This window comes from Streptomyces sp. NPDC058157 (assembly GCF_042884105.1).
In the GTDB taxonomy this organism is placed as follows: domain Bacteria; phylum Actinomycetota; class Actinomycetes; order Streptomycetales; family Streptomycetaceae; genus Streptomyces.
This window is the reverse complement of sequence record NZ_JBHVUQ010000028.1, coordinates 45,398-57,926: the sequence shown is the minus strand read 5'-3', so window position 1 is coordinate 57,926 and position 12,529 is coordinate 45,398. Positions and strand designations below refer to the sequence as shown.

Here is a 12,529-nt window from a genome sequence, read left to right as displayed (position 1 = left end):
ACTCGGAGCACCCGGGACAGCCGGGTGTCCCGGGTCACCTGGGACAGCCAGGACACCCAGGGCACCCGGGACAGCCAGGGCACCCGGGCCTCCCCGGCGGCCCCGGCCGCTCCGGGGCCGCCGCCGCCCAGCCCGTGCTCCGGCTGGAGAACCTGGTCCGCACGCACGGCAGCGGCGCCACCGAGGTGCATGCGCTGCGCGGGATCGACCTCGCGGTCCACCCCGGCGAACTGGTCGCCGTGATGGGCCCCTCCGGCTCCGGCAAGTCCACCCTCCTGACCCTCGCCGGCGGGCTCGACACCCCCACCAGCGGCCGGGTCGTGGTCGAGGGCGTCGACATCACCACCGCCGGCCGCCGCAAACTGGCCGCGCTGCGCCGCCGCAGCATCGGCTACGTCTTCCAGGACTACAACCTCATACCGGCCCTCACCGCCGCCGAGAACGTCGCCCTGCCCCTGGAACTCGACGGGACCTCCGCCCGCAAGGCCCGCACCGCCGCCCTCGCCGCCCTGGAGGAGATCGGCCTGCGCGCCCTCGCCGACCGCTTCCCCGACGAGATGTCCGGCGGCCAGCAGCAGCGCGTGGCCATCGCCCGCGCCCTGGTGGGCGAACGCCGCCTGGTCCTGGCCGACGAACCCACCGGCGCCCTCGACTCCGAGACCGGGGAGTCCGTCCTCGCCCTGCTGCGGCTGCGCTGCGACGCGGGCGCGGCCGGAATCCTGGTCACCCACGAGCCCCGCTTCGCCGCCTGGGCGGACCGGGTCGTGTTCCTGCGCGACGGCAGCGTCGTCGACGAGACCCTGCGCAGCCACGCCGACTCGCTGCTCACCGGGCGGGCGGCCGGCCTGTGACCTCACCGCTCGCCTCCTGGTACCACTCGTGGATCGCGGCCCTGCGCATCGCCCGCCGCGACGCCTGGCGCGCCAAGGGCCGCAGCGCCCTGGTCCTCTCGATGATCGCCCTCCCGGTCGTCGGGGCCAGCGCCGTCGACCTCACCCTCCGCAGCGCCGAACTCACCCCCCAGCAGGTGATCTCCCGGCAGATCGGCGCCGCCGACGCCCGGATCGAGGAGAGGGGGCTGAACAGTCCGATCTACCAGCGCCCCGACGGGCAGAGCTACGCGCCGGTGGGCGGCTTCGACAAGTGGCGTCCCGACCCGGACAAGAAGACCGCACCGCTCAAGGACGCCGTCCCGGCCGGCGCCGAAACCGTCCAGATGAGCTCCTCCGACGTCAAGGTCCACACCCGGCACGGCCTGCTCGACACCCAGCTGCGCGAGCTCGACGTCCACCACCCGATGTCGCAGGGCATCTTCACGCCCCTGCGCGGCCGGCTGCCCCACGGCCCCGGCGAGGTCGTCGCCACCGCCGCCTTCCTGGAGCACTCGGGGCTCTACGTGGGCTCGTCCGTGACCCCCCGCGGCTCCACGGCCCCGTACCGGATCGTGGGCTCGTACGAGCTGCCCTCCGAGCTGCGGCGCGACGAGCTCCTCGCCCTGCCCGGCACCTTGCTGGCCCCGCTCGACAAGGCACTGTCGGCCACGGGAGCCCCCGGGCTGAACGTCAGCGACAGCTTCCTCGTGAAGGTCGGCGGTGCTGGTTTCACGTGGAACATGGTCAAGGAGACCAACGCCAAGGGCGCGCTCGTCCTCTCCCGCGCCGTGGTGGCGCACCCGCCCGCCGACTCCGAGGTACCGCTGTACGCGCAGGAGGGCAAGGAGCGCTTCGCCGGACCCGGCCTGAACGTGGGCCGGTTCACCGAGCAGGCCACCGTGGCCACCGTCGTGGGCCTGGCCCTGCTGGAGGTCTGTCTGCTCGCCGGGCCCGCCTTCGCGGTCGGCGCCCGGCGCTCGCGCCGTCAGCTGGGCCTGGTCGGCGCCAACGGCGGAGACAGGCGGCACATCCGGGCCATCGTCCTGTCCGGGGGCCTGGTCATCGGCGCCGTGGCCGCCGTCATCGGCTGCTCGGCCGGCATCGGCCTCACCGTCGGACTGCGGCCCTTCCTGGAGGACAGGATCGGCGTGCGCTTCGGCGGCTTCGACTTCCGCCCCGCCGAACTGCTCGGCATCGCCGTGCTCGCCCTGCTGACCGGCCTGCTGGCCGCGTTCGTCCCCGCCGTCACCGCCTCCCGGCAGACCGTCCTGGCCTCCCTCACCGGCCGGCGCGGCATCCGGCGCGCCAACCGGGTCCTGCCCCTGATCGGACTGCTCGCCGTCCTCGGCGGCGCCGCCGTCGCCCTCTACGGCACCCGCTTCCGGGTCAGCCCCACCCTCGTCGCGGCCGGCAGCGCCCTCGCCGAGCTGGGTGTCGTCGCCCTCACCCCGCTCCTGGTCGGCCTGTTCGGCCGGCTGGGCCGGTGGCTGCCGCTGTCGCCGCGGCTCGCGCTGCGCGACGCCGTCCGCAACCGGGGGCGCACGGCCCCGGCCGTGGCCGCCGTACTGGCCGCCGTCGCCGGAACCGTGGCGGTGTCCACGTACCAGCACAGCCAGGACGTCCAGGCCCGCCACGAGTACGTCGCCAAACTCCCCGACGGCGCCGGCCTGCTCAGCGTCAACGAGAACAGCGCCCACAAGGACGTGCCGACGGTCCGCGAGGTCCTCGGCAGGGACCTGCCGTTGGCGGTACGCGCCGACGTGGACCGCCTGGTGGTCGGCAACCCGAACTGCGAGGAGTACGGGACCTCCCCGGGCTGCGGACGGGTCGAGCTGATCGTCCCCAAGGAACAGCGCTGCCCGCTCTACGAGTCCGAGCACGGCCCCGCCGACTTCCCCCCGGCGGAGGCCAAGAAGCTGCGCCAGGACCCGCGCTGCGCCATGCCGGACCGCCCCGGCGCCTCGTTCAAGACGATCGTGGCGGACGAGAAGCTCCTCCAGGTCCTGGCGGTCACCGACCCCGGCTCGGTGGCGGCCCTCAAGGCGGGGCAACCGGTCTCCTTCGACCGTCGCGACGTGAAGGACGGGAAGGTCACCCTCCGGCTGATCACCGACCCGGAGGCCGCGCGGAAGGCCTCCGCGACCCACGCCGAACTGCCCGGACAGGACAAGGTCCTCACCGTCCACCAGGCGCCCGAGGGCGTCCGGTCCTGGGGAGTGGGGCTCGTCCTGCCACCCTCCGCCGCGAAGGCCGCGGGCATCGCCACGGCCCCGCTCGGGGCGTACTTCAGCCTGGAGAAGGCCGCCACGACCGAGCAGCGGCAGCGGCTGGACGGGGAGATCGACCGGATGGGCGCCGACGTCCGCGTCACGATCGAACGCGGCTACCAGAGCGAGAGCACCATCGGCGTGCTGGCCCTCGCCGTCTTCGCCGGCCTGGTCACCATCGGCGCGGCGGGCATCGCGACGGGGCTGGCCCAGGCGGACTCCGAGGCCGACCTGAAGACCCTGGCGGCGGTCGGCGCGGCCCCACGGGTACGGCGCACCCTCAGCGGCTTCCAGTGCGGGGTGGTGGCCCTGATGGGCGTCGTCCTCGGCTCGGCCGCGGGCATCCTGCCGGCGGTCGGCCTGCGCCTCACCCAGGAACGCGAGCAGCAGAGCCTGCTGCTGCGCAGCATCGAGATGGGCTACTCCTCGCCGGACGAGTCCCTCTACGTCCCGATCGCCGTGCCCTGGGAGACCCTGGCCGGCCTCCTGGTCCTCGTCCCGCTGGGCGCGGCCCTGCTGGCCGCCGCGGTCACCAGGTCGAGCGGGGCCCTGGCCCGCCGCGCGACCGGATGACGTTGCCGCCCCCGCACAGGGTGGATCACGCCCGTGCGGGGGCACACCGTGTGAGAACGAAGGTGTGCGAGAGAATGACGGCATGGAGATGCCGAGGAGTGAACGGTCGCAGGACAGTCCCCCGCACGTCCTGATCGTGGGACAGGACGGGGAGGCGGTCGGCGGCGCCGATGACGAGTCGCGCGAGGTCCCGGTGACGGAGATGGTCGAACAGCCCGCCAAGGTCATGCGGATCGGCAGCATGATCAAGCAACTTCTGGAAGAGGTCCGCGCCGCACCTCTGGACGAGGCCAGCCGGGTCCGTCTCAAGGACATCCATGCGGCGTCGGTGAAGGAACTGGAAGACGGCCTGGCTCCGGAGCTGGTCGAGGAACTGGAGCGCCTCTCCCTCCCGTTCACGGAGGAGGCGATCCCCTCCGAGGCCGAACTCCGTATCGCCCAGGCCCAGTTGGTCGGATGGCTGGAAGGCCTCTTCCACGGCATCCAGACGGCCCTGTTCGCCCAGCAGATGGCGGCGCGGGCCCAACTGGAGCAGATGCGCCGCGCCTTGCCCCCCGGCGGCCCCCACGAGGACGACGAAGACGGCCCCCACGGAGCGATCCGCTCGGGCCCGTACCTGTAGGAACCCGGGCGGGGCTGTCTTCAGCCCCGCCCGGGCCCCTCCCGGCGTTGGCCGGGGGAGTTCGAGGCGCGGGGTCCGGGGCGGGGCGGGGAGCAGCCCCCGCGCAGGGGCACACCCGCAGCCCCCGCCCCCACCGCATAAGCAACCGGTAAGCGGCCTCCCCCGGCCCCGCCACCGCCCCCGCATACTCGGGGACATGAGCTACGACGCCATCGTCCTGGCCGGCGGCGCCGCAAGGCGCCTGGGCGGGGCCGACAAGCCCGCCCTCCCGGTAGGCGGCCGCACCCTCCTCGACCGTGTCCTGGCGGCCTGCCAGGACGCCGCCGCCACCGTCGTCGTCGGCGCCCGCAGGCCCACTGCCCGCCCCGTCGACTGGACCCTGGAGTCCCCGCCCGGCGGCGGCCCGGTGGCCGCACTCCACGCCGGGCTGCGGCGCACCACCGCCCCCGTGGTCCTCGTGCTCTCCGCCGACCTGCCCTTCCTCGACCGCGACACCGTCCGCGCCCTGCTGACGGCGGCCGCCGACGGCCCGGGCGACGGGGCCCTGCTACGGGACCCCGAGGGCCGTGACCAGCCCCTCGTCGCCGCCTACCGCGCCGAGTCCCTGCGCCGCGAGATCGCCCTGCTCGCGACCGAGCACGGCACCCTCCACGGCCTCCCCCTCAAGGCCCTCACCGCCGAACTGGACCTGGCCAGGGTCACCGCCGCTGCGCCACTCGCCTCCTTCGACTGCGACACCTGGGAGGACCTGGCGACGGCCCGCGCCCGGATCAGGGAGCATGGGAACGTGCTGGATCAATGGATCAACGCCGCCAAGACCGAGCTCGGCATCGACCTCGACGTCGACACCAAGACCCTGCTCGACCTCGCCCGTGACGCCGCCCACGGTGTCGCCCGGCCCGCCGCCCCGCTGACGACCTTCCTCGTCGGCTACGCGGCCGCCCGCGCCGAGGCCGCCGGCGCCGACCCCGCCCAGGCCGTCGCCGAGGCCTCCCGCAAGGCCGCCGACCTGGCGCTGCGCTGGGCGGCGGAAGCCGGGTCCCCCGCCCCCACCGACCCCGAGGGGAACGGCTCTCCGTGACCCGTACCGACGCCGACGGCGCCCTCGACGAGGCCCTGGCCCTGGTCAGCCGCGCCCCCGCCGCCGAGGGCGGCGCGGGCGGCCACCGCGCCACCGCCTGGCAGCGCGCCCGGGAGACCGCCGCCCTGGCCGGCACGACCGTGCGGCCCCGCAGCCACCGGGTGGCCCTCGCGGAGGCCCTCGGAGAGGTGCTGACCACCTCCCTGGACGCCCTCGGCGACCTCCCCTCCTTCGACACCTCCGCCATGGACGGGTGGGCGGTCGCGGGGCCCGGCCCCTGGGCGATCCGCCCCGGCGACGGGGTCCTCGCCGGCGGTACCGGCGAGGGATCCTCCGTGCGCCTCGCCGACGGCGAGGCCGTCCGGATCGCCACCGGCGCCCGGATCCCGGCCGACACCACCGCCGTGATCCGCAGCGAGCACGCCCGCGAGTCCGGCAGCCAGCTGTACGCCACCCGCCCCGTCGGCACCGGCCAGGACATCCGCCCGCGCGGCCAGGAATGCCGCTCCGGCGACCCGCTGCTCCCGGCCGGCTCGCTCGTCACCCCCGCCGTCCTCGGGCTGGCCGCGGCCGCCGGGTACGACGAGCTCGTCACCCGGCCCCGGCCCCGCGTGGAGATCCTCGTCCTCGGCGACGAGCTCCTCACCGAGGGCCTCCCGCACGACGGGCTGATCCGCGACGCCCTCAGCCCCATGCTGGCCCCCTGGATCAGCCGCATCGGGGCCGAGGTGGTCTCCACCCGGCGCCTCGGCGACGATCCCGCCGGAGCCGAGGCCCTCTTCCAGGCCGTCAGCGGCTCCACCGCCGACCTGGTGATCACCACCGGCGGCACCGCCTCGGGCCCCGTCGACCATGTCCACCCGGTCCTGGAACGGGCCGGCGCCGAACTCCTCGTGGACGGGGTCGCCGTGCGCCCGGGGCACCCGATGCTGCTGGCCCGCATCGGCGACCGTACGGACGGCCGCCACGTGGTCGGCCTGCCGGGCAACCCGCTCGCCGCCGTGTCCGGCCTGTTGACCCTGGCCGAGCCGCTCCTGCGGGCCCTCGCCGGCCGCCGCCAGCGCCCCCGCTACGCCGTGCCCGTCCAGGGCGACGTGCCGGGGCACCCGTACGACACCCGGCTGGTGCCGGTCCTGCTGACCGACGAGCACGCCGTACCGCTGCGCTACAACGGCCCGGCCATGCTGCGCGGGGTGGCCGCCGCCGACGCGCTGGCCGTCGTACCGCCGCACGGCGCGCAGAACGGGCAGGAACTGGAGGTCCTGGACCTGCCGTGGGCCGCGGGGGGATGTTTCACGTGAAACTCCACGGCCAGGACGCGATGGCGCGCGGGGCGGACGAGAGGCTCGTCGCCCGCAGGATCAAGCTCCCCAAGAGGGTCGTGGAAAGGCCGCTGCGGCAGGTCACGCGCCGACTGCTGATGGCCCTGTTCGTGCTGTGCCTGACCGTCCTGATCGTCTGGCTCGACCGGGAGGGGTACCACGACAACGCCAACGACTCGGTCGACTTCCTCGACTGCGTCTACTACGCGACCGTCACCCTGTCGACCACCGGCTACGGCGACATCGTCCCGTACAGCGACAGCGCCCGGCTGGTCAACGTCCTGCTGATCACCCCGCTGCGCGTGCTGTTCCTGATCATCCTGGTCGGCACCACGCTGGAAGTCCTGACCGAACGCACCAGGGAAGAGTGGCGGTTGAACCGCTGGAGGAAGAACTTGCGCGAGCACACGGTCGTCGTCGGCTTCGGCACCAAGGGCCGCTCGGCGCTGCAGACCCTGCTGGCGACGGGCCTCCAGAAGGAGCAGGTCGTCATCGTCGACCCCAGCGCCAAGGTCATCGACATGGCCAACTCCGAGGGGTTCACGGGGGTCGTCGGCGACGCCACCCGCTCGGACGTACTGCTGCGCGCCGAACTCCAGAAGGCCCGTCAGGTCATCATCGCCACCCAGCGGGACGACACGGCGGTCCTGGTGACGCTGACGGCCCGGCAGCTCAACCGGGGCGCGAAGATCGTGACGGCGGTCCGCGAGGAGGAGAACGCGCCGCTGCTGAAGCAGTCGGGCGCCGACGCCGTCATCACGAGCGCGAGCGCGGCCGGCCGGCTGCTGGGGCTGTCCGTGCTCAGCCCTCGGGCGGGCGCGGTGATGGAGGACCTGATCCAGCAGGGCAGCGGCCTGGACCTGATCGAGCGTCCGGTGAACCGGGCGGAGGTCGGCCGGGGCGTCCGGGAGACCGACGACCTGGTGGTCAGCGTGGTGCGCGGGCACCGGCTGCTGCCGTACGACGATCCGCACGCGAGTCCCCTCCAGCTGACCGACCGTCTGATCACCATCGTCCGTGCCACTCCCCCGACGACCCCTCAGGTCACGCTCGGCCCGGCGGAGTAGCGGGCGCGGTAGATTCCGGGCCATGCATGCGATCACCATCGAGCAGCCGGGCGGCCCCGAGGCCCTCGTCTGGGCCGAAGTACCCGATCCGGTGGCGGGCGAGGGCGAGGTGCTCGTCGAGGTCGCGGCGAGCGCCGTGAACCGCGCCGACGTCCTGCAGCGGCAGGGCTTCTACGATCCTCCGCCGGGGGCTTCGCCCTATCCCGGCCTGGAGTGTTCCGGACGCATCGTGGCGCTCGGGCCCGGGGTGTCGGGCTGGGCCGTGGGCGACGAGGTGTGCGCGCTGCTGTCGGGCGGCGGGTACGCGCAGAAGGTCGCCGTCCCGGCGGGGCAGCTCCTGCCGGTCCCGCAGGGCGTGGACCTGGTGGCGGCGGCGGCCCTGCCGGAGGTCGTCGCGACGGTGTGGTCCAACGTGTTCATGGTCGCCGGACTCCGCCCGGGCGAGACCCTGCTGGTGCACGGCGGTTCCAGCGGCATCGGCACCATGGCGGTCCAGCTGGGCAAGGCCGTGGGCGCGCGGGTGGCGGTGACGGCGGGCGGCAAGGAGAAGCTGGAGCGCTGCGCGGAGCTGGGCGCGGACATCCTGGTCGACTACCGCGAGCAGGACTTCGTGGAGGAGCTCAAGGCCGCGACCGACGGGGCCGGGGCGGACGTGATCCTGGACATCATGGGCGCGAAGTACCTGAGCCGGAACCTGGAGGCGCTGGCCATGAACGGCCGGCTCGCGGTGATCGGCTTCCAGGGCGGGGTGAAGGCGGAACTGGACCTGCGCATGCTGCTGGCGAAGCGCGGCGCCATCACGGCCACCTCGCTGCGGGCCCGCCCGCTGGAGGAGAAGGCGGCCATCATCGCGGCGGTCCGCGAGCACGTCTGGCCCCTGATCGACTCCGGCCGGGTCCGCCCGGTGGTCCACGCCACGTACCCCGTCACGGAGGCCGCGGAAGCCCACCGGGTCCTGGAGGCCAGCACACACGTGGGCAAGCTCCTCCTCACATTCTGACCCTCCGGGACAACTCAGCGCAGGGCGGCGGCGACCAGCCCCGCCGGTGTCTGAGGCGCGGGGCCGGGGGCGGAGCCCCCAGGGGGTCCGGGGCGCTACCCCTGGGGGTGCCCCCAGGGGTAGCTGGGGGAGATACGGAGAAGGGGTGGGGCGGGGAGACGGCTCCGCGCGGCGGCGCCCCTCCCCGACCCCCCTACAGGGACCTCAGCAGCACCGCCGGATTCTCGACGCAGTCGGCCACGTACCGGAGGAACCCCCCTGCGGTCCCCCCGTCACACACCCGGTGGTCGAACGTCAGCGACAGCTGGACGACCTGACGGACCGCCAGCTCGCCCTGGTGCACCCACGGCTTCGGGATGATCCGTCCCACCCCCAGCATCGCCGCCTCCGGGTGGTTGATGATCGGCGTGGAGCCGTCCACCCCGAACACCCCGTAGTTGTTGAGCGTGAAGGTGCCCCCCGTGAGGTCCGACGGGGCCAGCTTCCCGGCCCGCGCCAGCTCCGTCAGCCGGGCGAACTCCGCCGACAGGGACTCCGGGCTGCGCGTCTGGGCGTCGCGGACGACGGGGACCATCAGCCCCCGCTCGGTCTGCGCGGCGAAGCCGAGGTGCACGGCCGGGAGCCGGACGATCTCCTTCGCCGCGAGGTCCACCGTGGAGTTGAGCTCCGGGTACCGGGCCAGCGCGGCCGTGCAGATCCGGGCCAGCAGGGCCAGCACCGAGATCTTCGGGCCGTCCACCGCGTTCATCGCGGCCCGCGCCGCCATCAGCTCGGTGGCGTCCGCGTCGACCCAGCAGGTGGCCTCGGGGATCTCGCGCCGGCTGCGCGAGAGCTTCTCCGCCACGGCGCCGCGCAGCCCCTTGAGGGGGATCCGCTCGCCCTGCGCGGCCACCGGGACGGTCGCGGCCGCCGGGGCGGCCACGGGCTCCGGAGTCCGCAGCGCGGCCTCCACGTCGGCCCGCAGGATCAGGCCCTCCGGCCCGGACCCGCGCAGCGCCCGCAGGTCGACCCCGTTGTCCCGGGCCAGCTTGCGCACCAGCGGCGAGATGACGGGCACCGGCCCGGCGGGAGCCGCCGGAGCCGCCGGGACCGGGACCGGAGCCGCGACCGGGACCGGCGCCGCGACGGGCGCCGAAACCGCGGCGGTAACGGGTCGCACCCGCCGCCGACGCGCCGGGCGCGAGTGGTCCGAGCCGTACCCGATCAGCGGCCGGGGCGCGTTGGCGGAGCCCTCGGCCTCCGCCTCGGCGGCCGGCGCCTGCCCGGCCCCGCCGGGCGCCGACACCGCGCCCACCGCCACGGTGATCAGCGGGGCGCCGACCGGCAGCTCCTCGCCCTCCTCGCCGAACCGGGCGGTGACCACACCGCCGTACGGGCAGGGCACCTCCACCATCGCCTTGGCCGTCTCGACCTCGACGACCGGCTGGTCGATGGCGACGACGTCGCCCACCGCCACCAGCCACCGCACGATCTCGGCCTCGGTCAGCCCCTCGCCGAGGTCCGGCAGCTTGAACTCCATGACCTGCGGCATCAGTTCTCCCACTGCAGGCGGGCCACCGCGTCCAGGATCCGCTCCACACCGGGCAGGTGGTGCTTCTCCAGCATCGGCGGCGGGTAGGGGATGTCGAAGCCCGTCACGCGCAGCACCGGCGCCTCCAGGTGGTGGAAGCAGCGCTCCGTCACCCGGGCGGCGATCTCCGCACCCGGGCCGCCGAAGCCGCCGGCCTCGTGGACCACGACCGCGCGCCCGGTGCGGCGCACGGAGGCGACGACCGTCTCCTCGTCGAAGGGGACGAGCGAGCGCAGGTCCACCACCTCCAGGTCCCAGCCCTCCTCGCGGGCCGCCTCGGCCGCCTCCAGGCAGACCGGCAGCGAGGGCCCGTACGTGATCAGGGTGGCGCTCGTACCGGCCCGGCGGACCAGGGCCTTGCCGATGCCCGGGACGGCCGCGGGGGCCTCCGGCGACCACTGCGACTTGGACCAGTAGAGCCGCTTGGGCTCCAGGAAGACCACCGGGTCGTCGCTCGCGATCGACTCGCGCAGCAGCCCGTACGCGTCCTCGACCGTCGCCGGGGTCACGACGGTGAGCCCGGGGGTGGCCGTGTAGTAGGCCTCGGAGGAGTCGCAGTGGTGCTCGACGCCGCCGATGCCGCCGCCGTACGGCACGCGGATGGTGATCGGCAGCGGCATCTTGCCGCGGGTGCGGTTGCGCATCTTCGCCACGTGCGAGATGAGCTGCTCGAAGGCCGGGTAGGCGAACGCGTCGAACTGCATCTCCACGACCGGCCGCAGCCCGTACATGGCCATGCCGACGGCGGTGCCGAGGATGCCGGCCTCCGCGAGCGGGGTGTCCGTGACCCGGTCCTCGCCGAACTCCTTCGCGAGCCCGTCGGTGATCCGGAAGACCCCGCCGAGCGCGCCGACGTCCTCGCCCATCACGTGGACCGTGGGGTCCTCGGCCATCGCGTCGCGCATGGCCCGGGTCAGCGCCTGCGCCATGGTCGCGGGCTTGACCGCCTGCTGAGCCACCGTGGTCATGCGTCGTCCTCAGCTTCCAGTTCCGCGCGCAGCATGGCGGCCTGCTCGCGCAGCCGGCCGGTCTGCTCGGCGTAGACGTGCGCGAAGAGGTCCATCGGGTTCAGTACGGGCTCGGCGTTCATCCGCTCGCGCAGGTCCGCGGCCATCGCCTCGGCCGCGTCGCGCGCCTCCTGGACGCCGGCCTCGTCGAGCCAGCCGCGTCCGGTCAGCTCGCGCTCCAGCAGCTCGACCGGGTCGTGCGCCTTCCAGGCCTCGACCTCGGAGTCGGACCGGTAGCGGGTCGCGTCGTCGGCGTTCGTGTGGGCCTCCATCCGGTAGGTGACGGCCTCGATCAGGGTCGGGCCGCCGCCCGCGCGAGCCCGCTGCACGGCCTCGGTGAGCACCTCGTGGAGCGCGGCGACGTCGTTGCCGTCGACCAGCCGGCCCGGCATCCCGTAGCCCACGGCCTTGTGGGCCAGGGTCGGGGCGGCCGTCTGCTTGGCGAGCGGGACGGAGATGGCGAAGCCGTTGTTCTGGACCAGGAAGACCACCGGGGCCTGCCAGACGGCCGCGAAGTTCAGCGCCTCGTGGAAGTCGCCCTCGCTGGTGCCGCCGTCGCCGACCATGGCGAGCGCGACGACCTCGTCCCCGCGCAGCCGCGCGGCGTGCGCGACGCCGACCGCGTGCGGGAGCTGGGTGGCGAGGGGGGTGCAGAGGGGGGCTATGCGGTGCTCGCGCGGGTCGTAGCCGGTGTGCCAGTCGCCGCGCAGCAGGGTGAGCGCCTCCACGGGATCCAGTCCGCGCGCCACGGCCGCGAGGGTGTCGCGGTAGCTGGGGAACAGCCAGTCCTGCTCCTCCAGGACCAGCGCGGCCGCGATCTCGGCGGCCTCCTGCCCGACGGTGGAGGGGTACACGGCGAGACGGCCCTGCCGGGTCAGCGCGGTGGCCTGCGCGTTGTAGCGGCGCCCCCGCACCAGCTCCGCGTAGTAGCGGCGCATCAGCGCGGGGTCGAGGTGCTCGGCGGCCGGCGTGCCCAGGACCCGGTGGGGCTCCGGGTCCGGAAGCAGCGGAGCGGCCTCCGTGCGGGGCCTCCAGGCGGGCGGCGGGGTGACACGGTGGGACGCACCGGCACCGGGCAGCTCTTGGACCGTCATGGCGGCGTACACCTCCTCGTGGGAAGCGGGCGAAGGGACTCCCCGGTTGTGGGG

Annotated in this window: 10 protein-coding genes; 7 read left to right on the top strand and 3 right to left on the bottom strand. The window is 74.5% G+C overall.

The genetic code is table 11. The features are described 5' to 3' along the window. Nucleotides 1-134 precede the first annotated feature (134 nt). The 7 genes from ACFVXK_RS10280 to ACFVXK_RS10250 all read left to right on the top strand — a co-directional run bounded on the left by ACFVXK_RS10280 (nucleotide 135) and on the right by ACFVXK_RS10250 (nucleotide 8,804). A complete protein-coding gene (locus ACFVXK_RS10280; RefSeq protein ID WP_389611064.1) occupies nucleotides 135-851 on the top strand; it encodes an ABC transporter ATP-binding protein in 717 nt (238 codons plus the stop codon). A 101-nt stretch (nucleotides 852-952) separates the two neighbouring features. Then, nucleotides 953-3,712: an FtsX-like permease family protein gene (locus ACFVXK_RS10275; RefSeq protein WP_389611070.1), complete on the top strand. Its 2,760-nt coding sequence runs from the start codon at nucleotides 953-955 to the stop codon at nucleotides 3,710-3,712. Between the two features lie 82 nt (nucleotides 3,713-3,794). Next, nucleotides 3,795-4,334: a bacterial proteasome activator family protein gene (locus tag ACFVXK_RS10270; RefSeq protein ID WP_389611062.1), complete on the top strand. Its 540-nt coding sequence runs from the start codon at nucleotides 3,795-3,797 to the stop codon at nucleotides 4,332-4,334. 196 nt (nucleotides 4,335-4,530) lie between these two features. Next, nucleotides 4,531-5,415: an NTP transferase domain-containing protein gene (locus tag ACFVXK_RS10265; protein WP_389611061.1), complete on the top strand. Its 885-nt coding sequence runs from the start codon at nucleotides 4,531-4,533 to the stop codon at nucleotides 5,413-5,415. After that, entirely contained in the window at nucleotides 5,412-6,716 is a 1,305-nt protein-coding gene (locus ACFVXK_RS10260; protein ID WP_389611060.1) for a molybdopterin molybdotransferase MoeA, read from the top strand. The genes ACFVXK_RS10265 and ACFVXK_RS10260 overlap by 4 nt, the downstream gene beginning before the upstream one ends. After that, complete coding sequence (locus ACFVXK_RS10255; protein WP_389611059.1) at nucleotides 6,704-7,804, top strand: potassium channel family protein; 1,101 nt, start codon at nucleotides 6,704-6,706, stop codon at nucleotides 7,802-7,804. The genes ACFVXK_RS10260 and ACFVXK_RS10255 overlap by 13 nt, the downstream gene beginning before the upstream one ends. Nucleotides 7,805-7,826: 22 nt before the next feature. Further along, a complete protein-coding gene (locus ACFVXK_RS10250) occupies nucleotides 7,827-8,804 on the top strand; it encodes an NAD(P)H-quinone oxidoreductase (RefSeq protein ID WP_389611057.1) in 978 nt (325 codons plus the stop codon). 193 nt (nucleotides 8,805-8,997) lie between these two features. On the opposite strand, the gene ACFVXK_RS10245 is transcribed toward ACFVXK_RS10250, so the two are convergent. The 3 genes from ACFVXK_RS10245 to pdhA are packed head-to-tail and all read right to left on the bottom strand — an operon-like array spanning nucleotide 8,998 to nucleotide 12,475. Next, entirely contained in the window at nucleotides 8,998-10,335 is a 1,338-nt protein-coding gene (locus ACFVXK_RS10245) for a dihydrolipoamide acetyltransferase family protein (RefSeq protein ID WP_389611055.1), read from the bottom strand. Further along, nucleotides 10,335-11,342, bottom strand: coding sequence for an alpha-ketoacid dehydrogenase subunit beta (locus tag ACFVXK_RS10240; RefSeq protein ID WP_389611054.1), 1,008 nt, complete (start codon nucleotides 11,340-11,342; stop codon nucleotides 10,335-10,337). The genes ACFVXK_RS10245 and ACFVXK_RS10240 overlap by 1 nt, the downstream gene beginning before the upstream one ends. Next, entirely contained in the window at nucleotides 11,339-12,475 is a 1,137-nt protein-coding gene (gene pdhA, locus ACFVXK_RS10235; protein ID WP_389611053.1) for a pyruvate dehydrogenase (acetyl-transferring) E1 component subunit alpha, read from the bottom strand. The genes ACFVXK_RS10240 and pdhA overlap by 4 nt, the downstream gene beginning before the upstream one ends. Between the last annotated feature and the right edge of the window lie 54 nt (nucleotides 12,476-12,529).

Bases quoted from the DNA above. Each gene is read 5' to 3' on its own strand.
- ACFVXK_RS10240 (WP_389611054.1), bottom strand. From the start codon at position 11,342: ATGACCACGGTGGCTCAGCAGGCGGTCAAGCCCGCGACCATGGCGCAG.
- ACFVXK_RS10275 (WP_389611070.1), top strand. From the start codon at position 953: ATGATCGCCCTCCCGGTCGTCGGGGCCAGCGCCGTCGACCTCACCCTC.
- ACFVXK_RS10270 (WP_389611062.1), top strand. From the start codon at position 3,795: ATGGAGATGCCGAGGAGTGAACGGTCGCAGGACAGTCCCCCGCACGTC.
- ACFVXK_RS10250 (WP_389611057.1), top strand. From the start codon at position 7,827: ATGCATGCGATCACCATCGAGCAGCCGGGCGGCCCCGAGGCCCTCGTC.
- ACFVXK_RS10265 (WP_389611061.1), top strand. From the start codon at position 4,531: ATGAGCTACGACGCCATCGTCCTGGCCGGCGGCGCCGCAAGGCGCCTG.
- pdhA (WP_389611053.1), bottom strand. From the start codon at position 12,475: ATGACGGTCCAAGAGCTGCCCGGTGCCGGTGCGTCCCACCGTGTCACC.
- ACFVXK_RS10255 (WP_389611059.1), top strand. From the start codon at position 6,704: ATGTTTCACGTGAAACTCCACGGCCAGGACGCGATGGCGCGCGGGGCG.
- ACFVXK_RS10245 (WP_389611055.1), bottom strand. From the start codon at position 10,335: ATGCCGCAGGTCATGGAGTTCAAGCTGCCGGACCTCGGCGAGGGGCTG.